This window comes from Microbacterium sp. Mcb102 (assembly GCF_024519805.1).
Taxonomy (GTDB): domain Bacteria; phylum Actinomycetota; class Actinomycetes; order Actinomycetales; family Microbacteriaceae; genus Microbacterium.
In genome coordinates this window covers 26,425-50,899 of record NZ_JALJRG010000004.1, presented here as the reverse complement: position 1 = coordinate 50,899, position 24,475 = coordinate 26,425, and the positions used below count along the sequence as shown (strand labels likewise).

Sequence of the window (24,475 nt, the reverse complement as noted above, 5' to 3'; positions counted from 1 at the left end):
TAACGAAGCGGTTCTGGTCTGCAAATGGGGAGAAGTCCCCATCGGGTCTCGGATGTGCGCTCAGACGGTCTCGGGGATGACGAGCGGGAACTGCACGCGCACCACCTTTCCGCGCTGCGCGAGCACCGCACGACCCACCGGGAACTCGCCCCGACCGATCCGCGGCAGTGGGGCCTTGAGCACGAGCTCGCCGTCGATCGTCTCGGGCTGGAGCACCACGCCGCGGCGCGACTGTTTGATCTCGCCGAGCAGACCGAAGTTGCTCGTCCACTCGCTCGTGTCGCCCGTGAACAGCAGCAGCAGCTCGCCGCGACCGGCCCGCTTGACCAGGTCGGACAGCGGCATCTCCAGCAGCGAAGACGCGAACTCCGCCACGCCCTCGACGGCCACGACCGGCTTGAGACCGGCTTCGGCCTTCTCGACGATCTCGGCGACGGCCGCCGTGCCGCTGATGCCGTCGGCCGCCGAAGCCGTCCACGCCACCGCGTTCTTCACCGGCGAGCGCGACGACCCGAGGTACAGCGTGGGTGTGCCCGGCCGCGCCCGCAGCATCTGCTGGGTGATCGCCGCGAGCGCATTGCTCTTCCCGCTCGCGGGAGGGCCGGCGATCACGAACGTACCGGTCGGCTCGATCCCGAACGGGCCGAGGTCGGCGTCGGAGAGCCCGACCACGAGCTGGTCGCCGAGGAGAGCGGGGACCTCGTCGATGCGGTAGCTCAGCGGGAGCGCCCGCACCGGCGGAGCATCCGGCACACCACGGCGCGACATGGATGCGGCCATCCGCTCGATCGCGAGGGACTGCTCCTTCATGCTGCGCGTGCCTCCGACGATCGCGATCTGCGCCTCGTTCTCGCCGACGATCGCGCGTCCGGGCACCGACTCCGGGTTCAGCACGTCCTTGGGGACGTTGAGGATGTTGTACGCGTCGGTGTCGGACATGCGCAGCACCACGCGGCGCTGGATCATCGCGTTCAGCGCGCTCGGGATGCTCTGGAACCGGTCGGCCGACAGCACCACATGGATGCCGACCGCTCGTCCGTCGGAGAGCACCTCCTGCAGGGCGTTGTAGGTGTCGGAGCGACCGATCACGGCCTCGTAGTCGTTGCGGAACGCCGCGAAGCCGTCGATGAGCACCACGATGCGCGGCTCGTCGGACTTGCCGGACAGCGCGCGGTACTCGGTCAGGGTCGCCGCGCCCACCGCGGAGTAGGCATCACCACGACGATCGAGCTCACTGCGCAGCGTCGCGAACAGCCGGGCCACACGCTCGGCGTCATCGCCTGAGATGACCGAGCCCACGTGCGGCAGCGGTTCCAGCATCCGCAGCGCGCCGGAGCCGAAGTCGAGCCCGTACACGTGCACGGGGCCGCCGCGCGGCGTGATGCCGGCCGACACCGCGAGGGTGCGCAGCGCGGCGCTCTTACCGGCGCCGCTGGTGCCGTAGATCACCATGTGGCCCTCGGTGTCGGGCAGGAAATGGAACGGCACCTGCTCCTGGCGCTCCGGCTGGTCGACGACGCCGAGCAGCAGGGCAGCGTCGGTGCGCTGCGGCAGCTTGAGCTGGTCGAACGTGGGCGCCAGCTCGTCGAGCCACGGCCGACGCGGCTTCTCGACCTGGGCCGCCTGAGCGGCGAGCACCATGGTGCTGACGAGCCGCTGCTGATCGTTCGGACCGAGGTCCTCATCGACCACGACCGCGTTCTCGTCGATGGGCAGCTCCCACGGCCCCTGGTCGGTGGTGCCGAATGCGGCGATCGCCACATCGACGCCGTCGCTCTCGCCGAGGCTCCAGCCACCGGCGTACGCCGACTGGAACAGGGTCATGCGGCCGGGGCCGGTCTTCGCGATGCCTCGACCCGGCGTGCCCGGATCGAACAGCGAGGCGTCCTTCGTGCCGATCACGTCGTTGCTGTCGGTCTCATCCGCCATGCGCAGGGCGACACGGAGGTTCGTGTTCGCCCGCAGGTTGTCTTTGATGACACCGGCCGGACGCTGCGTGGCCATGATCAGGTGGATGCCCAGCGAACGACCGCGCTGCGCGATGTCGATCACGCCGTCGACGAACTCCGGGACCTCCTTGGCGAGAGCGGCGAACTCATCGATCACCAGCACCAGCGCGGGCGGGGCCTGCGGGTCGCCGGCGCGCTCGAGCTCGAGGATGTCCTTGGCCTTCTTGCGGTTGAACAGGTGCTCGCGGTAGTGCAGCTCGGCCCGGAGGCTCACGAGCACGCGGCGCACGAGGTGCTCGTTCAGGTCGGTCACGATGCCGACGCAGTGCGGCAGGCTCGTGCAGTCGGCGAACGCCGAGCCGCCCTTGTAGTCGACGAACAGGAACGTCAGGCGCTCCGGGCTGTACTCGGTCGCCATGCCGAGCACCCATGCCTGCAGGAACTCGCTCTTGCCGGAGCCCGTCGTCCCACCCACCAGGGCGTGCGGTCCCTGCTGGCGCAGATCGAGCTGCAACGCACCCTCTGCGCCGGCGCCGACCAGGGCGCGCAGCTTCGGCTGGTAGCGCCGCGCCGAACCCGACTTGCGCCGGGAATGGAGCGAGTCGTTCTGGGTCCAGCGGTCGACGACGCTCTCGGGCTGGGTGGCCATGTCGCGCCCGAGGAGGTGCAGCATCGAGATGGTCCGCGGCACGTCGCTGCGGTCGAGGGCCACCTCGCCGGCGTCGGTCAGGCGGGCCAGGGCGCGGGCGAAGACGGCGAACTGCTCGCGCGTGAGCTCGTCGACGGAGAGGTTGTCCACCGTCTCACCGAGTCGCACGAAGTGCGCACTGTCGGTCTGACCGAGCTCCACGAACGTGCGGCACGATGCCGGGAGTGCGGCCGCATCCTCGGTGAGCCACACCGGGAAGATCCCGCGCATGGCGGCGCGCTCGGAGAGCTGGATGAGGCGGCCGCGGTCGATCGGCGCATCCGGCGCGATCAGCACCACGATCGCCGGCTTCGGCACCGAGTCGTTCCGGTTGCGCGAGGAATCCTCGCCGACCTTCGAGCCGCTGTTCGTCGCGGCCTTCTCGGCCTGGAGCGCACCGAGCTCGACGGCTTCACCGCCACGGCTGGAGCGCGTGTCGATCAGCTCTTCGAGACGGGCGACGATCTGCCCCGCCGACGACGGACCGTCGCCGATCGGCTGCACACCGAGCGCGGCCTGCGCCGACCAGGCGTGCGGCAGCCACTTCGCGTCGGCGAGCTGCGCACCCCAGCGCGGGCCCCACAGGCCCACGACGCCGACGTCACCGGGCGCGTGCAGGCCGGTGATCTGGGCGAGGAGCGCTCGGGCGTATCCCGTGGAACGACCGCCGAGGCCGGCGATGCCGAGCGCGCCGACGTCTTTGAGGTCTTCCAGGATCGGCACCTGCGGCACGATCCTGGTGGAATCGATCACCGCGTCGAGCTTCTCCACGTACTCGGGGATCGCACGATCCCGGCCGTTGGAATCCTTCACGGAGCTGCGGGAGCCGGTGTCGCCGATACCGAGTCGCACGTGCAGGAACGACCAGTGCTCGGCTCGACGCGTCCAGATGGTGGGTCCGGCCGCGAGCGCGGCGTCGCTGACCTCGCGCAGCAGCGGAACCTCGCGCCGTCGCACGTCGATCTCGCGTTCGCGCTCGCTCTGCAGGCGGGCGTCCAGACGCTCCAGCTGCTCCTCGAACCGCTTCTTGTCCTCTTCGAGCTCCTGCTTGTTCTGGTTCCTGGTCGTGACCCAGGTGCCGATCATGAGCAGCGGCGACAGGGCCACGAACATCAGCGACATGGGGCTCTGGGTGAAGGCGAACATCGCGCCGCCCATGAGCACCGGGGCGACGAGCGCGAGCATCGGGAACGGCTGCTTGCGGGCGGGGACGGGCAGATCCGTGCCGTCGAGCTCCTCGCCGAGGTAGCGCTCCTCGACGCGCGGCGATCGCACGAACTCGACCTGGCGGATCGAGGCGACGGCCGGCGAGGGCGCTGCGGCATCGGGCTCGACCTTGACCGTGATCGGGGTGTCGCCGATCACGACGGCGAGCTCCCCCTCGGCGGCGACCAGACGCACGACAGAGGCCCCGTCGATCAGGATGCCGTTCGCGGAGTTCAGGTCGATCATCTCGACGCGATCGCCGATCTCGAGCCGCGCATGGCGCTTGGACACCAGCGGATCGTCGATCACGACATCACAGGTGTCGTCTCGGCCGAGCACGATCGTGCCGCGGGTGAGCGCGATCGATCGCGCTCCCGGCCCCGTGCCGACCTCCATGCGACCGATCACCGGGCGCTGCTGATACGTGGCGGGCACCACCCGGACGGTCGCTCCGTGCGCGAGACCGACGTGCGCGAAGGTCGACTCCGGCGCGAGCAGGTCACCCGAGCCGGCGACCACCGAGCTGTACGCCTCCAGCGTCACCGCGGTCGGATCGGCGGTGGCGAAGGATCCGAGCGGGTCCGCCCGGACGATCATCGCGGCGATCTCGCCGATCGTCGCCGTGTTCTCAGCGGTGACCTCGATGTCGCTGGATGCCGCGCCCTGACGGAGCAGGGTCAGCCGTACCTTCACTCGTTCTCTCCCTCTGCCTCACTCGGCTGCGGGGCATCCAGCAGCGGGAGGTCGTCTTTGCTCACCAGCCGTGAGGCGATGACGTGCTCGACCAGTCGTGCGCGGCGGTTGGTCGCGAAGCTGCGCTGACCGCCCCGCATACCCGGCACGCCGATGCGGTCGAACTTGTCGCACACGTTGTCGAGTTTGCGGTTGAAGCGCGTGACCGTCCAGCCCAGACGCTCGGCGGCGGCCGCCGATGAAGGGATCTCGCTCATGCCGGTGCCGTCGCGACGAAGCTGCGGTTCGGCCAGCGCGAGGATCAGCAGCTTCTGACTCTGCGTGAGGGGAACGTCGCCGATGGTCGACGCACCCCCGTCGTCGTGCTCGCGCTTGGTGGCGCGGAACGTCGGCTCGGCGGCGTGCAGCACCAGCTCGTACGTGGTGGGACCGGCGCTGAACACGATCGTCGTGGTCTCGAACACCAGGGGCAGCCGCGCACCGGGGGCGAGCCACGCCTGCACACCGCCCGCCGAATCGGTCACGGTCGCGGTGAGGCGCGTGCCGACGTTCGCGAGCCACCAGAGCCCCTCGCCGTCGCTGATCTCGAGGAAGTGGCGGTGCAGGAAGAGGTTGTCGTCGAGTTCGAGGTCTCCCTCGCGCCCGACGATGAAGCGGCTCCCCGGTTCGATCGGGAAGTACTCCCCCGCGAACTCGACGGTGACCGCCGCCGGCGCGGTCATCCGACGCACCCCGTGGCGGGTTCGGAGGCGCGTCCGTCGCCGCGACGCAGCATCACCTCGATGCACACCTCGCCCGTCGACGCGGGCGTGAACGTGACCGTCTCGTCGGGCGCCTGCCGGACGGCGCCGTCTGCCGCACCACCCGTCTCGGACCAGATGAAGCTATCGTCCTCGACCGGATCGGGGTTCGTCCACGTGAAGGTCACCTGGTCGCCCTGCCGCGTTCCGGTGAGCTCGGTGACCTTGGGCACCGCATCGGAGACCGGGTCCTGCGGGTCGACCTCCTGCGCGGTGGCCTCGGGCTGCGGCTCGGTGCCGAGGTTCGCGACCAGGGCGTTCAGGCCGAAGATCCCGCCGACGACCACGACGACGACCGCCACGGCAGCCAGAGTGATCCACAGTCCCCTGCGGCTGCGCTGCGGGTGGTCGGCCGCCTCGGCGACCGGGGCGGGCGCGGCGGCCGATGCGGCGGGCGCCGCCGGCTCGATCCGGGGCGCCGCGACCGGCGCCTGCGGCTGCACGACCTGCGGCGGCCGCACGATGGTGCGGTCATCGCGATCGGGCACCACCGGGGCGGCGGGAGACGGAGTCGCGCCCGGGACGGACGCCTCCACATCCCGGCGACGCTGCGTCTGCTCGACGGCCGGTTCGGGACGCGGCGGCATCTCGAAGCGCGGAGCGTCGGGCACGACGACCGACGGCCCCTTCGGCTGCGTCATCGCCGACGGCCGGGTCGCGCTCTGCATCCCCGGGTCGATGCTGACGATCTCCCGCACGCGGGTGAGGCCGTCGCCGTCGTCCTCCAGGTCCTCCGCCGGCGGGTGATCGTCGACGATGTCGATCGGCGTCACCGAGTGCGAGAGCTCGATCTGCACCTTCTGCAGCGCGCGGGCGAAGGCGACGGCGCTCGGGAAGCGGTCGTCGGGGTTCTTCGCCATCGAACGGTCGAGGAGGCGCTGCAGGCTGTCGGGCGAATCGGGGCGGGCCAGGTTCGGCAGGGCGGCGCGTTCGATGCGCTCGATCAGGTCGGCGCTGGAGTTGCGCTCGCCCGGCCGCTCGAACGGCGAGCGTCCGGCCAGCAGCGTGTACAGCGTGGCACCGAGCGCCCAGACGTCGGTGCGAGGACCGCTCTGCGGCGGCTCGGCGAACGACTCCGGCGGCGACCACGGGATCGACATCCCGGAGGACTCGCCCGTAGCACCGGTCGTCGACGCGATCCCGAAGTCGGTCAGCGCCGGACGGTTGTACTCGGTGACGAGGATGTTCGCCGGCTTGATGTCGCGGTGCAGCACCCCGGCACGGTGGGCGGTCTCCACCGCTCCGGCCACCTGGATGCCGACGCGCAGCGCCTCGGCCACCGAGAACGGCTCCTTGCGGGAGCGGATCTGGAGGTTCGGCCGCGGGCAGTACTCCATCACCAGGTACGGACGACCGTCGCCGGCGACGCCCGCCTGGTAGATCGTGACGATCGCCGGATGCGTCGACAGCATCGCCATGACGTTCGCCTCGTCGGCGAACTCCTGCGCCGCACCGCTGGAGATGCGGTCGGCGAGCAGCACCTTCACCGCGACGCGACGTCGCGGCATCTCCTGCTCGTACAGGAACACGTCGGCGAACCCACCCGTGCCCAGCGGCTCCACATAGGTGAAGCCGGGCAGCGAGGGCGGCGGCGAGGGGCGTCGGTTCACGGCAGGTCCTCGAACGCGACGGTCACCCCGTCGCCGAGGTCCACCACATCCCCGGACAGGACGAGAGTCTGCTCACCGGGGTGCAGTCGCATGGGGTCGGCGCCGGGACGCAGCAGCGTCGAGCCGTTCGTGGTGTGCAGGTCGATGACCACGACCGTGTCGCCCTCCGGCCGGATCTCGAGGTGGCTGCGCGAGATGTCCTGCTGCGGGCTGTCCACCGCGATCAGATGCGGCAGGTTCGCCCCGCTCGCGCGGGTGGAGCGCGGTCGGCGTCCGATGATGACCGTCCGGTCGAGGGTCACCACCTGCCCCGACGACACCCGGATGCGCCCCGAGGACGCCGGGGCCGCAGCGGCCACCGGGATGACCTCGGTGGGAGCCTCGGGTGCCGCGGGCGCGCTCTGTCGCAGACTGCGGAGCTCTTCGGCGGAGATCGTCGCACCGTCGTGATCGCCGGTCGCGGCACCGGCGTCGACGGCGGGCGTCTCCGGCTCCTCGCTCGGGCGGACCGCGGCGGCCTCGATCGGGGTGTGCACGGTCGCGCCCCACAGGTGGTCGAACTCATCGACCGGCGGAGCGAAGGTCGCCTCCCCCGGCACCAGCGTCGACTCGATCATGTCGGCGTCGGCCACATCTGCCGCGGCTTCGGCATCGGCGCCGGCATCGGAGTCGGCATCCGGTGTCTCGTCGGCGACGTCGCTCGGGGGCACGGCGGGCAGGTCGGATGCCGCGTCGGGCGCGGGCACCGACACCACGGGCACGGCCCCGACCCCGGGTGGCGGCGGCAGCGGAACCGAGGTGCCGGCCACCGGAGCCGGGGGCGCAGCGACGACGGAGGGCGCGGACGCCGGTGCGGATGCCGGATCGAGCACGGGCACCGGGCCCGCGGCGACCGCGATCGCCTCGGCGTCGGCCGGCTCGATGTCAGCGCTCACGGCGGCCGCGAGCACGATGCCGCTCTGCACGGGGAGCGCGGATCCGGAGCCGCCCTCGTCGACCGTGATCTCCACCTTCGAGACCCCCGGAACGAAGCGCTCGCTCCACGTGGTGACGTCGGCGCCGGAGAACGTCTGGGCCTCGGCATCCGCGCCGGTGACCCGCACGGCGAGCGAGCCGCGCACGGCCACCCTGGCGTCGGTGCCCTCCAGCACGGCTGCGACGAACGGCGGCATGTCGGCGAACGAACCGCCCGCCTGCGTCGTGAGCACGTCGATGACCGTGGCGAGGCTCCGCTCGCGCGGCAGCCGATCCCACAGCGCGGCGACCGTCTCGCCCGTCGCGTCGGGTGGCAGCGCCACCAGGGCCCCCGGAATCACGATCAGGTACCACTGTCCCGGTCGGTAGATCGTCTGCATCAGCGAACCCCTCCTGCTGCGGCTTCTCGTGGACGCGTGTCGGCATCGACGTCGTCGGCTTGGAGCAGCGCCCCCCGGCGCGCCGCCACCGACACGGCATCGACGATGACCACGGTGATGTTGTCGCGACCGCCCGCCTGCACGGCCTCGTCGACCAGAATGTCGGCCGCCCGCTGCGGGTCGGGCTCGGCGGCCAGGATCTGCGTGATCCGCTCGTCGGAGACCTCGGTGGTCAGACCGTCGGAGCAGATGAGCATCCGATCGCCGAGCTCTGCCGGGAACAGCCAGTAGTCGGCGTCGCCGGTGCTGCTGGCGCCGATCGCCCGCGTGATGATGTTGCGGCGACGATCCGTGGCAGCCTCCGCGGCGGTGAGCTCACCCGATTCGATGAGTTCCTGCACGACCGAGTGGTCGACGCTGATCTGCTCGAGCTCGCCGTCGGCGAGGCGGTAGGTACGCGAGTCGCCGATGTTCACGGTGAGCCAGTAGCCCATCCCCTCGACCGAGGCGACGACGACGCCGCTCAGAGTGGTGCCCGCCCGGCCGCTGCCGTCGGTGGACAGGGCCTCGACGGCCGACCGGGCCCGGGCCAGCGCCTCGAGCAGATCCTCCAGCTCGAGGTCGACCCGGCCGATGTAGCGCGCGAACTCGTCGATGACGGTCGCGCTCGCGCGCTCGCCCGCCTCGTGCCCGCCCATGCCGTCGGCGACGAGGAACAGTGGCGGGCTCGCCATGTACGAGTCCTCGTTGAGCGGGCGGCGCAGGCCCGAATGGGTCGCGGCGCCCGTGGCGACGATGAGCGGACGGGTCATGCGTATCCTCCGACCATGACGACGCGGTCGCCGATCTCGATCACGTCGCCGAGCTTGATCGGCACGCGCTGGCCTGCGGGGCAGGAGATGCGCTGGCCCTCGCGCACGAGGGTCAGCCCGTTGGTGGAGTGACGGTCGAGGATCCAGCCGCCCGAGGTCTCGGCTGCGGCCTCGAAATGCGTCTTCGACAGCGAGAGGGTCTCGTCGCGCACGGGCACGACCACGACGCCCTCCTCGGGGGCGGGGTTGCGCCCGAACACCGTGCGACGCGAGACGGGGATGCGCGTCCCGTCGTCCCACGTGAACACCAGCCGGTGCCCCGGGATGCTGATGCGGGTCTCTTCGAGATCGTCGTCGGCCGTCGCGGGTGTCGGCGCCGCGGCAGCGGGTGCGGTCGCGGCCGGTGCTGCGGCGGCGGGTGCGGTCGGAGGGGCCGGCGGTGCCGGCGGTGCTGCCGGCGTCACCGGCGCGGGTGGCACGGGCGGAGCCGCGGGTGCGGGTGCGGGGGGAATCGGAGGGGCGGCGACGGGCGCCGGCGGTGCGGGCGGAGCCGCGACCGATGCGGGAGCAGCGCTCGCGACGGCAGGAGCTGCCGGAGCGACCGGGGCTGCCGGCGCGGGAGTCTTCGCGGGCGACGACGGCTGGGTGACACCGGGGACGTAGGCGATCATGCCCGAGTCCTGCACCGGAGCCGTGTAGCTCCGGGCGACCGGCGCCGGGGCAGCGGGCGGGGCCGGCTCCGCGGCCTGTGCGGGTGCCGGTGCGGGATGCGCCGCCGGAGCGAATCCCGGCATCGGCGCCGGAGGAAGGCGCTCGAACGACGGTGCCGGCAGCAGCGGCGGCGCCTCGGGCACCGGTGCCTCCTCGACGACGGGTTCCGGTGCGGGCACCCGGGCGTCGAGCATCAGCGACGACGCGACCTTGTCATGCCATCCCTGGAAGCGGCCCGAGCCGTCGAACAGCGGGCTGAAGTAGCCGACGACGATGGCTCCGGCGAGGCCGAAGATGATGTTGCGGAGCAGCGCGCGCCCGAACCCGAGCGGCTCTCCGTCGGCGGCGGAGACCAGGCGCAGACCCTTCGCCCGCATCCCGATCGAGCCCTTACCCGCCTGCATGACGGTGTACACGATGAACCAGGCGAGCAGCACCAGGCTCACGACCGGGCCGCCGATGAGGAGCACGGTGATCGAGGCCTCGAGTCCACCCGAGAGCATCGAGGCGAGCAGCAGGCCACCGCCGAGAACGAGGCCGAGTCCGCCGGCGATCAGGGCGTCGATGACGTAGGCGACCGCGCGACGGGAGATCGGCGCGATCTGATCGAGCGCTGGCTGCGTCATGGGGTCTCACTCTCGGAGGACGAAGTCGTCGTGCTGTTCTTGATGGTGCCAGGTTCGCGACGAACGCGCGCGGCCGCCGCTTCCTTCAGGTTCTGCAGTCCGTTCGAGACCGCCGTGCCGCCGACCAGGGACCGCACGCTCAGTCGCGCCTTGACGCGCTTCCAGAAGCCGGCCTCCTTGCCGAGTCCGCCGACGATCTCATCGACCTCGTGCCAGAACGACTCCACGTCCTGCGGGCTCGGTTCGGCGGGACCGAACACCTCGGCGTCGGCGCGCTCGGCCAGCGCGGTGACCTGCGGGACCGTCAGCGCGGACGCCACGACGGCGGCCTCTTCGATCCGGGTGCCGCCGGGGGCCAGGCGCGCTCCGTAATCGACGGCGCGGTCGGTCAGCTCGTCCCAGCCACCGCTGATGCGGTCGGAGGTGCGGGCGGCGGCGCGACGGGAGCGACGCTTCGCGGCCTTCCACGCGCCGATCACGATGAACGGCGAGGCGAGCACGGCGATCACCGCGAGCGAGATCCCGCCGATCAGCAGGATCGCGCCGATGATGCCGGCGAGGTTCAGGCTCTCGTCCTCCGACTCGCGGTCGTCGGGCAGCGTCGGCGGCAGGTCGACCGGCTCCTGCGGCGGGGGCGGCGGCTGCAGCACCTGCGGCTTCGGGTCGACGCGGGGCTTGGTGTTCTGATCGTTGGGGACCTGGTCCTCGGGCGGGGTCGGGTTGAAGGTCATCCATCCGACGCCCTCGAAGTTGACCTCGACCCACGCGTGCACGTTGTCGCCGGTGGCGGTGAAGACCGCTTCTCCCGCCTGCTCGTCGTCGGGGTAGTACCCCATGACGACGCGGGCGGGGATGTCGAGCTGCCCGGCCAGCAGCGCCATCGCCACGGCGTACTGCTCATCGTCGCCGATCATCTGGTCGGCGCCGACGAGCGTCGAGATGCGCTCGGCGGTGTGGCCGGCACGCGACAGCACCTCACCCTCGAGGCCGTGGCTGAAGAAGCCGCCCTCGGAGAGGAAGGTCTCCAGCGCCCGCACCTGCTCGATCGGCGTCTCGGCACCCGCCACGGTCTCGGCGGCCAGCGAGGTCAGCTCTTCCGGCACGTTGCTGGGCTTCGGCATCGACACCTTGCCGAACGCCACCTCGGCCAGCTGCTCGTCGTCGGGCTCGCTCGGCATCACCGCGTCGACCGCGTACTCGTCGCCGGCAGTCAGCTTCGGCGTGGCCACGGCCGTGCCGGTCACCGTGTTGACGAAGGTGCCGCGGCGCAGGTCCTCCGCGCGGTCGCCGTCGAACCGGATCTCGGACAGTTCGCCGGCCGTCGGCATCCACACGCCCCGGTACTCGTCGATCTCGAACTTCAGCGTGACGGGGACGCCCTCGGCCTCCGGCGCCATGTTCGACCGCAGCGGAGCGAACGCACTCGACGACGTCGGACCGCCGTCGGTGACGTTGTAGACCATGCCGTCGAACTGGTCCATCACAGCCGTGCGGATGCGGGCGCCCTTGGGCAGACCCTGCACGGTGAAGAGGGTCTCCTCGGCCTCATCGCGCACGTTCTTGCGGAAGGCCTGCAGCGGGCTCGGGTAGTCGCGGATGTCGAACGGCGGGATGATGACGTCGCGGAACACGTGACGCGGCTGTGCGGGGGTCGCGACCGCGGCCGTGGCGACACCCGCCCCGCCCGCGACGGCCAGCACGGCCACTCCGGCCAGCAGGCGCCGAGTGCGCATGTGCGCCGCCCGGGACGGATCGACCTCGCTCACCGACACGGCCATGTTCTGCGGCGCCCAGAGCTGACGCAGTGCCAGCCACGACATGCTCACCACGGCGAACACGAGCCCCTGCACGAGGGGGAAGGCCGGCTCCGGCGTGCCCAGCGCGATCACGAGCATGAGCAGCACACCGGCCGGCAGCAGCGCCCACGCGACCTGCGACAGGCGCAGTGCGAGCGAGGCGGTCAGCGTGGTCACCACGAGCGCCAGCAGGAACGGGACGATCAGGTGCCCGTCGGCCGCTGCCACCGGGGCGACCGTGGTGAGCATCTGCTTCCACGCGGTGACCGTGCCCAGCGCGAGCTTCTGCAGCGTCTCGAGCGTGGGGATGAATCCGAGGATCGCGGTCTGCGGCAGCGCGAACGCCGAGCCGAACACGAAGTACGCGGCCACGGTGAGCCCCGCGACGATCAGGATGCCCCAGCGCCGCCAGGTCGCGACGGCCGCGATCGCGAGGCCGAGCAGGATGCCGCCGATGACGGCGGGGAGGAAGGAGGGCCCGGCGAAGGTCGGCCAGAATCCGACCATCGACGTCGCGACCAGGAGAGCCGTCGCCCCGAGGTCGAGGATCCAACGCCGCGGGGTCAGCGTGGCGGACGCGGTGGCGGGCGCGGTCATGCGAGCACCTTCTGCAGAGCGAGGGGAATCTGTTCGAGCGCACCGACCGTGACGACGTCGGCATCGCCGATACGCCGCAGCGTCGGTGCGGTCGCGGTCGTGTCGGTCACGACGGCGAGCACCTTGGCGCCGAAGGGCAGCCGCGAGCAGGCGAGGCGGAGGTCGTCGGAGGGCACGCGGGAGCCGCACACGAGCACCACCACGCTGGCGAGCGGCATCGTGGCCGAGACGATGCCGGCGAGGTCGGCGATCCCGCCCTCCTTCGCCTTGCTGTTCTCGACGGCGGCGAGGGAGTCGAGCAGCTGCTTGCCGGTGCCGGCGGGCAGCTCCCGGCCCTGCACGCGCACGTCGACGCGCTGCGAGTCGCGGAGGGCACGGAGGCCGATCGAGCCCGCGGCGGAGATGCCGAGCTCGAAGTCGTCGGCCGTGGCGTATTCGTTGAGGGAGCGGGACAGGCCGATCACGAAGTGCGAGCGACGGGTCTCCTCGTACTGACGGACCATCATCGTGCCCGTCCGGGCGGTGGACTTCCAGTGCACGTGACGCAGGTCGTCTCCGGGCTGGTACTCCAGGAGCGCGTGGAAGGAGACGTCGTCGCGGGAGAGGTCCGCGGCCGGAAGCCCCTCGAGGTCGCGCAGGTAGCCGAGCGACTGGCCGTCGAACAGCACGGTGCGCGGGTGCACGAACAGGTCGACCGGATCGTCACGGCGGTGCGCGCGCTCGAAGAGTCCGAGCGGGTCGCCGCGGACGACGCTCACGGGCCCGACCTTGACCACGCCGCGGCGCTGGGTGGGGATGGCGAAGAGCTCCTCCGCCTCCTCTCCCGGTGCGAGCCGCTGGATGCCGAACTCGCCGCGGCCGGAGCCGACGGGGAGCACCACGCGCGAGGGCAGGATGGCCCGGCTGCCGCGGTTGGCCAGGGTGAGGGCGCCGACCGCGCGCTCCCCCACGACCACACGGGTGCGGGCGAGGTCGAGCGAGACGTCGTAGGCGGTGCGGCCGATGAGGAACAGCGCGCACACGCCCACGGCGATCGCGATGACTGCGGCGGCGATCGTGAACTCCGACCAGCCGGCGATCTGCCCGATCACCCAGAAGCCGACGGCGATGGCCATCAGCACCCAGGCCAGCGGGCGGATCGCCGCGGTGATCTTCCGGAGGCGCGTCAGCACACGCGCGCCGATGACGGCCGCGATGTCACGCCATCCGGCGTCGCGTTCCGTCTGCGGCGGCGCCGACTGAAGAGCCTCCGCGGTCATCAGGCCGCTGCTCGGGCCTGAGGTGCCGCGACGCCGTCGAGGACGCGGGCGATGACGGTGTCGCTGCTCGTACCGGCGAACTCCGCCTCGGCGTCGAGCAGCAGACGGTGCTGCCACACGGGCCGCGCGAGGGCCTTGATGTCGTCGGGCAGCACGAAGTGGCGGCCCTGCGCAGCGGCCCACACCTTGGCGATGCGGATCATCGCGATCGCACCACGCACCGAGACGCCCAGGCGGATCGCCCCGTCCTCACGGGTCGCCTCGGCAAGCTCCGCCACATAGCGCAGCACGGCCGGCTCGACGTGCACGGTCGCGGCGAGGTCGGCCATGTCGGCGACGGCGCTCGTCGTGATGATCGCCGAGAGGCCGGCCGACGGGTTGCGGTCGGATGCTCCGGCGAGGATGCTCTCGGTGACCGCGAGGTCGGGGTACCCGATCGACGTCTTGATCAGGAAGCGGTCGAGCTGGGCCTCGGGGAGCTTGTAGGTTCCCGCCTGTTCGATCGGGTTCTGCGTGGCGATGACGAGGAACGGGCGACCGGCCTCGTGCGTGACGCCGTCGACCGTGACCCGCGACTCCTCCATGACCTCGAGCAGCGCCGACTGCGTCTTCGGCGAGGCGCGGTTGATCTCGTCGGCCAGCACGATCGACGCGAAGATCGGGCCCTTGTGGAACTCGAACCGGTGCGACTGCTGGTCGTAGATCGTCACACCCGTGACGTCGGACGGCAGCAGGTCGGGCGTGAACTGGATGCGCGCGCTGGTGCCCTGCACGGTCGCGGCGAGCGCCTTGGCGAGGCTCGTCTTGCCGGTGCCGGGGGCATCCTCGAGGAGCACGTGGCCCTCGGCGAGCATCGACGCCATCACGAGACCGACGATCTCCTTCTTGCCCTGCACCGCCTTGTCGACGTTCTCGACCAGTCGCTGGAAGGTGCCCTGGAACCAGGCGGCCTGCTCGGGGGTCATTGTCATGAGTGTGGGGTTCCTTGTCGTAGGGGAATTCGTGTGGCGGGAGCGATGGCCTATGGCCAGCTGGTGCCCTCGGATGCGCCGATGCCCTGGATGTCGGCCTGCAGCGTCCTGCCCATGCCGCCGTGCCAGCAGGAGAGCTGGATCGTGCCGTTGGCCGGCACGTTGTACCGGTTGTAGGACGAGACCTGCCCGTTGGCCGAGCGGTACGGCTGGCCGTTGTCGAGGCAGCGGATCATGTATTGGCCCGGAGGGACGTTCGCCGTGTTCAGGTTCAGGTAGTAGCACGTGTCGGGACTGCAGTTGCGGGAGTCGACTCCCTGCGAGGCCCACCAGCGCGGCTGCGGTTTCGCCTGCGCGGTGTTGCCGGCGACAGCGCTCTCATCCGACCACGCGCCGGTGTTGTCCATCGCCCGGGCTTTGATGCTGTGGTACTCGCTGTACGAGCCGACGTTGACCGAGCCGACCATCCCCTGGTTTTGCCACCCGCCACCGTCGATGCTGATCTGCACGACCTGGATGTCGCGCCCATTCGGCGAGCCGTTCGCGTTCCAGTTCAGGCGCACCTGGCTCTCGAGCGACTCCGCGCTCACCGCCGGCGGGCTCGGCTTCCCGTGGGGGTTGCCGGCAGCAGAGTTGGAGACGGCACCGGCATAGGTCGACCCGTCGAAGTCCGTTGTGGCGAGGCGCGTGACGCCCCGCACCTCGACGGTGTAGTCGCGACCGTTCGTGAGTCCGCCGATGGTCTTGTTGCCCGGCATCGTGTTCCAGTCGCCGCCGTTCAGCCGGTACTGGTAGGTGATCTCGCCAGGAGACGCGCCACCGCTCGACCCCGGACGGTAGTCGATGACCAGTGCCCGATCGGCTTCCTTGGTGACCTTCAGACTCGTCGGCGCGCCCGGTGCGATCACGCCGCGGCGCGGTGCGGACGGGGCGCTCATATCGCCCCAGCCCGCCTTGTTGTAGGCCTGGATGCGGTAGGTGTACGCCGTCTCCGAGGTGTCGACGACGACCGCCTGGCTCCTCGCCTCGGGGCCGGGGGTGATGGTGCGCACGACCTGGCCGCCGCGCAGCACTTCGAGCTTGTAGCCGCGGATCGCGTCGCCGTTCTTGTCCGGCGGGGTCCAGTTCACCTGCATCTGCGCCTGGTTGCCGACGGGCGAGAGCTCGACCGTCGTCGGGGCAGCCGGAGCCAGCGGAGGTCCGGCCGGAATCTCGGACGCCGACCAGCCGCTCCAGCTGGAGGGGTCGGGCGCCTTGTTGTGCGCCTGCACCTTCACCTGGTAGTCCGAGCCGTTCTCCAGCCCCTCCCACGTGATCGAGTTGCCCGTGACCTCCTTCTGCGTCACGCCGGAAGGCGGCGCGGGCGAGATCTCGAGCGTGTACCGATCGACGGGCGAGCCCGGCGTGGTGGGGGTCACCCACGACACCTGGAGCGACTTGTCGCCGAACTTCAGGGTCGGCGGGTTGGGGGTGTCAGGACGTGCGTCGGGGCGTGCGGGCGCCGACAGGGCGGACGGATCGGACTCGCCGACGCGGTTGGTCGCGGTCACCTGGAACGTGTACTCGACGTTGTTGGTGAGACCGTCGAGCGTGCAGGTGGTGGACTGGCACTCCTTCGTGTACGCGCTGCCGCCGACCGACTTCACGGTGTACTTCGTGATCTCGGCGCCGTTGTTCGATGGTGCCGAGAACGACACCACGACAGTGCGGTCCTGCACGCTCGCGATCACCGGGACTCCTGGCGCATCCGGCACATCCTGCACGGTGACCACGATCTGGCCGTTGACCTCGCGGTCGGCATCCTCGGTCGCATCCTGGATGCGGTAGCGGACGACGAGCGTTCCCACGAACGACTCGTTCGGGGTGACGGTGACCTCGCTGTCGGTGAACGTGACCTCGCCGGAGCCCGACTCCGCGACCGCGGTCACGATCTTCAGCGGTGTCTCGGGGAACGGGTTGTAGTCGTTCGCGAGAGCGGGCACCGTGATGGTCTTGCCCGCATCCGCCTCGGCGACCGTGTCGGTGTTCGCCGCCGGCATCGGCCTCGTCGACGCCGTGACCATGACCTGGACCGTGCCCTCGACCGGTTCGGTCGTGCCGTCGGAGATGCGGATCTTGAGTGCGACGGCGGTGCCCTTCTTGGCATTCGACGCGGCCTCGACGACGAGCTTGTCGTCACCGTCGATGCGGGCGGAGACGCCCTTCTCCTCGCCGCCGACGAGGGAGTAGTCGTGCTTGCCCTCGTCTTCGGGGTCGGGGTCGTCGGTGAGTGCGGCCAGGTCGAGCGAGGTCGCCGGCTCGCCGGGGGCGACGTTGACCTGCCCCTGGATGAAGGTGGGCTGCTGGTTCTCGGGCGGCAGCACGTTGATCGGGATGCTGAGCGTGGCCTTGCGTCCCTCGGGGTCGTCCGGCCCATCGCCATCGGTCACCTCGAAGGTGAGGGAATCCGGTCCGAAGAAGCCCTTGGCCGAGGTGTAGACGAGGGTATTCGCATCCTTGAGCAGGTCGGAGCCGTCGGCGTGGTTCGCGCTGATCTTCGCCTTCTCGGTGATCACCACGTCACCACCGCCGGCGACGGTGACGTACTTCGACAGCGGAACCTCTTCGGTTTCGCCGCTGACGACCTCGAGCGGCTTCGTCGAGGTGAGTGTCGGGCGGAGATCGGCGCGCGACGGCACGAAGATGAATGCCGAAGCCCGCTGGTCATCGCGGTCGACGAGCGTGTAGCGGATCAGCTGCAGCTCGTCGGTGACGGTGACGCGCACCTTGCCGTTCTCGAGCTGCGTTCCCCCTTCACCGACCTCGACAGTGAGGCTGTCGGTGGTGCCGTCGGGGTCCTCGTCGTTGGCGAGGATCTCGAGGTCGGCGCTCAGGCCACCATCCTTGAGGTCCACCGGCTGCAGCCGGTCGTCGCGGGCGACCGGTGCCTGCAGCGGAACATCCTCGTCGACCGTGATCTGCAGGGTCGCCGTGGCTTCGGCACCACGCGCGTCGACCGCGGTGTACTGCAGCGAGGTCTCGGTCGGGCCGTTCGGCGCCTGCACGAGCACCCGGTCACCGGAGACGCGCGCCTCCAGCCCGTCGGGAAGCTCGAGGCCGTCCTTGAGGAGCGACACCTTGTCACCCTCGGGGTCGGAGTCGTTCGCGAGCACCGGCACGGCGATCTCGCGGCCCGGTCGCACGACCACCGCGTCCTTCACCGCGTACGGAGGCTGATTGATCTGCTCGGTGGGGGCGATGCCGACGCGGATGGTCGCGATGCCCTCTGCTCCGAGCCGATCGCGCACGCGGTACTTGAACACGTCGACACCGGACGCCCCGTCGGACGCCTCGTACGTGAAGTAGTTCGGGCCGTTCGTGATGCGTCCCTTGGCGGGGCTCGACTCGATGCCCACGAGTTCCACGGAGTCGCCGTCGGTGTCGATGCCGTCGAGGGGCACCGCGATGTTCACCTCGGTCCCGGCGAGGGCGCGGGCGACGAGATCCTGAGGACGGGGAGCTGCGTTGTTCTCCTCGTCGATGGGCAGGATCTGGATCGTGACGTAGCCGGCAGCCTTCTGCTGGCGCGAGTCGGAGACCTCGTACGTGAGGTACACGGTCTTCGCCTCGGGGCCCGCCTTGAAGCGCACCGCGTCCTGCGAGACGAAGGCCTCGCCGTCTTCCGGATCGATGAACGGCTCGATGAGCTCGGGCTCGACGTGCATGACGTCGTCGCTGGGGTGGGTGTCGTTGTCGAGCACCGGGATGGTCACGACGTCGCCGACGCGGACGGTCGCCGTGTCGGGATTCGCGATCGGCTGCAGGAGCTCGTCCGGCGCGGGGATCGGAATGACCACGACCTCGCCCTCGGCCGACTTGGAGCCGTTCGAGATGCGGTACTTGACGCGCACCTGCTCTTCGAGCGCACCCTGATCCGTGATCCGCAACGTCTCGTGGTTGAGCACCGACACCGAGATGCCGCTGTTCGGTTCCAGAGACACCGACTGCACGACGAGGATGCCGCCGGCGGGGTCGGTGTCGTTGTTGAGCACGCCGAGCAGCACATCGCCGCCGGTGGGCAGCAGCGCGACGTCGCGGACGGCCACGGGCGGGAGGTCGGTCTCCGACTCGGGCATCACGTCGACGCGGACGATACCCTCGCCGTTCTTCGGGCCTGTGGTGACCTGGTACTGCACGTAGTAGACGCCGGGCTTCTCGGCCATGAACGAGAAGGTCTTGTTCGCCGTGTTCGGGACGATCGTCGCCCCGGCCGTGTCGAGCACCCGGCTCAGACGCAGCTGCTCGCGGGAGGTGCTCGTGTCGTTCGCGGTCGGGGCGACGGTGACCTGCTCGCCGGCCCGCGTGATCACGTGGTCGGCGTTGGTCTTGGGGTTCGTCGAGCCCTGCGGGCGCACGTCGAGCGCGATGGTCGCGGTGCCGAGCTTGCCGAAGGCGTCGGCGACGGTGACCTGCACGTCTTTACGCCCCTGCAGGCTCGCGGTCGCCTTGTAGGTGATCTGACCGTCCTTGCTGAAGTCGACCTCGTCGCCGGGGGCGGCGAGCACCTCCTTGAGGTAGATGTCGTCGCCGTCGGGGTCGATCCAGTCCGGCAGGATGTTGTACGAGATCGTGCCGCCGGTCTCGACCGCGAGCGAGGTCTTCCGTTTCGACGTGGGACCGGCGTTCTCGTTCCAGTCGTGCACCGCGAGGGTCACGACCGCGGTGTCCTTGCCCTTGCGTCCGTCATCGACCTCGTAGGTGAAGCTGGCGGTGCCGGAGGCCTTCTCGCCGACGGTGATCTGCAGCGAGCCGCCGTTGTTGATCGGCTGCACGGTCCCGATGGACGGCTGCGCTTCGGCGAGTGCTGCGACGAGCACGTCGCCGTCGGGGTCGTTGTCGTTGTCGAGCACGGGGAGCAGCGTCGTGGCGCCGGGGCGCACGCCGTACGAGTCGTCTTCGGCGATGGGAGGCGTGTTCTCCTCGCTGCGCTCCGGGAGCGTGGTCTCGACCGTCTCCTCGGTCGAGTCCTCCTGGTTCTCCGTCTCGCCCTCGGGCGGCGTCAGGTCGTTCCAGTTGTCGACGCGCTGCAGGCTCTCGTTGGCCATCCAGGCGGCGCCGCCGACGGCGTCGTTGAGGATGATGACGTCGCGGTTGACGCGGAACGTCAGGCTGGCGGATTCCTCGGCGCCGTCGATCGGGGCGTTCACGTCATTGTTCTCGCCGGGGCACTCGCGGATGAAGGTCGCCGATCCCGCCCAGGCCCCGTAGGTGCAGCCGCGGAGCCACACCGGTGCCGCAGCCGTGCCCTCGCCGCCCGCGGAGGTCTGCTCCGGTTCGCCGCCGTCGAGCGGCACGCGCACGAGCGCGGTCGGGGTGGCGATCGCGACGGCGTCGGTCTCGGCCGACGCCTGCTGCAGCACGGCATCCGCCGCGCCCGCGACCTCGGTGCGGAGGCCTCCGGGCGTCGTGACGACTCCGGCCGCCTCGTCGAACACCACAGGGGTGCGTCCGACGGCGGTGATGGTGGGGCGCACCGACAGGTCAAGTTCGCCGACCGACGCGGCCGATGTCTCGCCCGGCGCACCTTCGTTGTCGACCGGGACCGTGACGACCTCGCCACGTTCTCCGGAGAGGGCGAAGACGGTGCCGTCGTCGGCCACCGTGACGTCGGAGTTCTCGCCGAGCTCGGCGATGGGCTCCGCCGCCTCGATCTCGAAGGAGGCTATGCCCTTGACCGGCACGACCCACAGGTCACCGGACTTCTCATCGAGGATGGCCGCGGTGTTCGCCCCCATGGCGACCTTGGCCGACGAGGGGATGATCGTGGAGTCGCCGAGCGAGACCCGGGCCGGATCGATCGCGGTCACGGTGGACGCGCTCTGGTCGACGACGAGCACGTTGGCGGCGGCCTGGAGGATGTCGTAGTTCTCGCTGGTGGTGCGCAGACCGCCGTCGAGGATCGTGGACTCGTGGTTGAAGTGGCCGACGAGCAGGCTCGAGGTCTTGGTGATCCAGACGCCGCCGTCGTTCAGGTCGACCTTGGTGGTCGGGAAGCCCTCATAGGTGAAGGCCATGGTCGTGATGGCGATGACGCCGACGGTGACGCCGGCGGCGGACGCCAGCGTCTTGGGTCGCGCGCGCATCCATGACAAGGCCTTCATGCCCGGTTCCCCCCCAGGGTCACACTCTCCGATTACTCATGCGCAGGCCCGACTGGCCGCTGAGCACTCGTACATCCTAACCGCGTCGCGGAATATCACTCGATGGGCAGATATCCCCATCACCCTCCGTTACGCGCGCCAGCATCCTGCCATGTGATCGTCGACCATCCCGGCCGATTGCATGAGGGCATACATGGTGGTCGGCCCGACGAAACGGAACCCGCGTCGACGCAGCTCTTTACTCATCGCCGTCGACTCCGGCGTGACCGCCGGAACCTCGGCGAACGACGCCGGACGGGTGTCGGATGCCGGCGGTGCGAACGACCACATCAGCTCGTCGAGCTCGCCCTCCGCCATCGCGCGCACCAGGCGGGCGTTGCCGATGGTGGCCAGGATCTTGGCGCGGTTGCGGATGATGCCGGCATCCGCCATGAGCCGCTCGACATCGGCCTCGTCGAACGCCGACACCGCCTCGGGCTCGAAACCGGCGAACACCTCGCGGAACCGCGGGCGCTTGCGCAGGATCGTGATCCACGAGAGTCCGGCCTGGAAGCCCTCGAGCGCCATCTTCTCGAACAGGGCACGGTCGCCGTGCAGGGGCACACCCCATTCCTCGTCGTGGTAGCGGCGGTACTCGACGTCGTCGCCCACCCAGGCGCAGCGGTCGCGGGCGTCCGGGCCCGTGAGAAGAGAGGTCATCCGCCCAGGCTATCCGCGGCGGCGGACATGACATGCGCCGAGGGCTATGCCACCCCCACGAGGCTGCTCCGGCACTCTTTGAACTTGTCCCAGTCCGTCGCCCCTGTGGACGTCGCGAAGATCTCGAACGCCTTCCCCTGCACATCGAAGAGCGATTTCGACGGATCCACGAAGCGCACGGGCTCCTCCTGGCTGAGGGCGTCGAAGTACACCGCCATGAAGGCGATCTTCCGGCCCCACTCCCGCAGATAGCCGTCGTTCTCGAGGCGCTGGAACGTCGCTGTCATCTCATCCCTGGTCTGCTTCGCGACGTTCGGGAGACTGATCGCGCCGGCGATGAGCCCGATGATCGCCGCCGCGAGCGTGAGTCCGAGCGCGACGAAGTTGAGCGAGGATGCCGTGAACAAGGACATGGCGATCCCCACTCCGATTCCTGACGCCACGACGGCGATGCCGTCCGAGACGAGCCACAGCCAGGTCGAAGCCCCGACCATGCCGCCCCCGGCGACGATCGCGGCGATATCCGAGCTGACGAACAGCAGATCCGCGATGAGCCCCGCCCCCGCGAGCGACGCAGTGAAGACCTTCGACGCCAGGGAGGCGGACGATTTCGCAAGGATGGCTCCCTGCTCGATGGACGCCTGCTCCACGATGCGCGTGCTCGCGGCCTCGACTGCGCTGCTGAGAGCCTGCGTGGCGACGGCACGCTGAGCGGAAGGCACCTTGGCGCCGGCCTCCGCCGAGGCCTGTGTGAAGAACACCGTCACCGTGTCCTCGGCGGTATCGACGAATTTGCCGGAGGTGCCGGACATCGCCTCGGCGAAGCTCGTCGACGCCGCCTGCGCCTCCGTCGGGATGTCTGCAGCGGGCCTCGCCGCGCTCCACATCGCTCCCGTCGTCATCTCATACATCTCGGGAGAGACAGTGTTCCAACTGAGGATCCGAGCCGCCGTGCGCGCCGCTGTCGGAGCCGCCGTCAGGAACGACATCGTCAGGTTCCTGAGCGCTCCGAACGACGAGTACACAGCGACGATGCGCGCGGTGAAGCCGATGGCCTGAGCCGGAGAGACCTCGCCTTTGCCGATGGCATCGTGGAGCAGCAGGGACTCGAGCACGAGTCGCGTGACTCCGATCACCGCCGAGATGCTGCCGAGGATCCCGCTGCTGTTGAACGCGAGCAACGCAGTGCTCAACTTCGCCTTGACGGTCGTGTTGTCGGTGATCAGCTTGCCTCCGGCACCGAGGGCCTCATTGATCTGATCGTCCGTGAAGATCCCGCTCGACTTGCCGAGATACTCGAACGAGGTCAGCCGCATGAAGACGTTCCTGATCGCCACGCTCTGCTCGAGTCCGGGAACATCCTCGGGCTTCTCGGTGAACAGGGTGAGGAGGGCATCGAAGGATGCGAGGACGCTCTTCACGCTCGAGGACGAAGACCCGGCGACGGTCGCCCGGGCCTTCGCGAGAATGTAGTGCTGGATGGCCTGATCGTAGGCAGCGACCGGCTCCGGGTATTTGCCGGCGAGCATGTCGTCGAAGGGTGTGGCCAAGTACGCGCTCGCCTGGACTGCTCCCACACGAAGCGAGAGTCCCTCGTTGAGGATGTTCAGTGTCTCGGACTCTTTGGCATGCCAGTACTTCTCGGCGTCTCGGAGGGAGTCGTCGACGTTCACCTCGCGAAGGTAGTTCTGGTATCCGGTGGTCGAGCGCGCGTCGAAGAGCGTCTGCGCCCACTGCTGCGATGGCGGCGTCTTCCCCCCGGACGTCGACGCCAGCGAGTTGGTCGCCCCGATGCAGAAGTTGCTGTAGTCGCACACGACCGCGCGGTTCGACAGCGCGCTGCTCAGGACTCGCAGCGCCTCGGCCTGACCGGAGCCAGGTGTATTGGTCGTGCCGTTGACGATGTATGTCATATCCGACGGGTACACAGGGAAGCTGTACCCTCCGCCCGCTACTCCGCTGATCGTGTTAGGGGTGGTGTACTGCGCATTCCCCAGAATCCCCGTCGCGCACAGCTTCAGGCAGTTCGACGCGTTCGCGAAGAGTGCGCGATTCAGGACGGCCGCCTTGCCACTGTCCGAGCCTGCGTCGGGGTCGGTGTCGGCGGCGTTGTGAGCATTCGCGTCAACACTGAACTGCAGCGCCTTGCTCCACGACACATTCGTGTCCTTGGCGTAGGCCGCCGCGAGATCCATGACCGCGACCGCGCCGATCGGGGTCTTCCCGTCGGCAGAGATGGTCCCGGCCACATCCGAAAGCTCCGTCGTCGGCACCTTGAATTTCGTGCGGAGCGCATTCAACTTCTGGGTGGTCTCGTCGGTGGGCTTCGCGACGGTGGGCGCCGGTGCAGCCCCGTCGACCGCAGCCTGCAGCGGGCCCCCACCGAGAGCGCGACGAGCTGTCGGATCAGTTGCCGGAAGCCTCAACTGCACGGCGGCAGATGCCGCCGACACGACCGCGAAGCCGATGAACTCTCGCCGACCAAAACCAGGGCACATGCAATCTCCGATCTCCGATTCGTCGACACACCTCGAGGCGGTGTCCGTGTGTAATGTTACACAAC

12 protein-coding genes are annotated in these 24,475 nt (G+C 69.9%); all 12 read right to left on the bottom strand.

The features are described 5' to 3' along the window. Positions 1 to 60: 60 nt before the first annotated feature. Positions 61 to 4,536, bottom strand: a complete 4,476-nt coding sequence (locus OC372_RS11545) for an FtsK/SpoIIIE domain-containing protein (protein WP_262002132.1) — start codon at positions 4,534 to 4,536, stop codon at positions 61 to 63. Next, a complete protein-coding gene (locus OC372_RS11540; protein ID WP_029263897.1) occupies positions 4,533 to 5,258 on the bottom strand; it encodes a hypothetical protein in 726 nt (241 codons plus the stop codon). The genes OC372_RS11545 and OC372_RS11540 overlap by 4 nt, the downstream gene beginning before the upstream one ends. After that, positions 5,255 to 6,946 (bottom strand): serine/threonine-protein kinase, encoded by a 1,692-nt coding sequence (locus OC372_RS11535; protein WP_262002131.1) that lies wholly within the window; start codon positions 6,944 to 6,946, stop codon positions 5,255 to 5,257. The genes OC372_RS11540 and OC372_RS11535 overlap by 4 nt, the downstream gene beginning before the upstream one ends. Then, on the bottom strand, positions 6,943 to 8,301 hold the full coding sequence (locus tag OC372_RS11530; RefSeq protein ID WP_262002130.1) for an FHA domain-containing protein: 1,359 nt from the start codon (positions 8,299 to 8,301) through the stop codon (positions 6,943 to 6,945). The genes OC372_RS11535 and OC372_RS11530 overlap by 4 nt, the downstream gene beginning before the upstream one ends. Then, entirely contained in the window at positions 8,301 to 9,113 is an 813-nt protein-coding gene (locus tag OC372_RS11525; protein ID WP_029261272.1) for a PP2C family protein-serine/threonine phosphatase, read from the bottom strand. The genes OC372_RS11530 and OC372_RS11525 overlap by 1 nt, the downstream gene beginning before the upstream one ends. After that, complete coding sequence (locus OC372_RS11520) at positions 9,110 to 10,450, bottom strand: RDD family protein (RefSeq protein ID WP_262002129.1); 1,341 nt, start codon at positions 10,448 to 10,450, stop codon at positions 9,110 to 9,112. The genes OC372_RS11525 and OC372_RS11520 overlap by 4 nt, the downstream gene beginning before the upstream one ends. Continuing rightward, entirely contained in the window at positions 10,447 to 12,843 is a 2,397-nt protein-coding gene (locus OC372_RS11515; protein ID WP_262002128.1) for a transglutaminase-like domain-containing protein, read from the bottom strand. The genes OC372_RS11520 and OC372_RS11515 overlap by 4 nt, the downstream gene beginning before the upstream one ends. After that, positions 12,840 to 14,102: a DUF58 domain-containing protein gene (locus OC372_RS11510; RefSeq protein ID WP_029261314.1), complete on the bottom strand. Its 1,263-nt coding sequence runs from the start codon at positions 14,100 to 14,102 to the stop codon at positions 12,840 to 12,842. Before OC372_RS11510 ends, OC372_RS11515 begins: the two co-directional genes overlap by 4 nt. Then, positions 14,102 to 15,073 carry an AAA family ATPase gene (locus tag OC372_RS11505; RefSeq protein WP_029261313.1) on the bottom strand — a complete coding sequence of 324 codons (972 nt, stop codon included), beginning with the start codon at positions 15,071 to 15,073 and terminating at the stop codon, positions 14,102 to 14,104. The genes OC372_RS11510 and OC372_RS11505 overlap by 1 nt, the downstream gene beginning before the upstream one ends. A gap of 50 nt (positions 15,074 to 15,123) precedes the next feature. Further along, positions 15,124 to 21,213: an Ig-like domain-containing protein gene (locus tag OC372_RS11500; RefSeq protein ID WP_262002127.1), complete on the bottom strand. Its 6,090-nt coding sequence runs from the start codon at positions 21,211 to 21,213 to the stop codon at positions 15,124 to 15,126. A gap of 129 nt (positions 21,214 to 21,342) precedes the next feature. Continuing rightward, positions 21,343 to 21,912, bottom strand: a complete 570-nt coding sequence (locus OC372_RS11495) for a DNA-3-methyladenine glycosylase I (RefSeq protein ID WP_262002126.1) — start codon at positions 21,910 to 21,912, stop codon at positions 21,343 to 21,345. Positions 21,913 to 21,956: 44 nt separating this feature from the next. Next, entirely contained in the window at positions 21,957 to 24,410 is a 2,454-nt protein-coding gene (locus OC372_RS11490; RefSeq protein ID WP_262002125.1) for a hypothetical protein, read from the bottom strand. Positions 24,411 to 24,475: the final 65 nt, after the last annotated feature.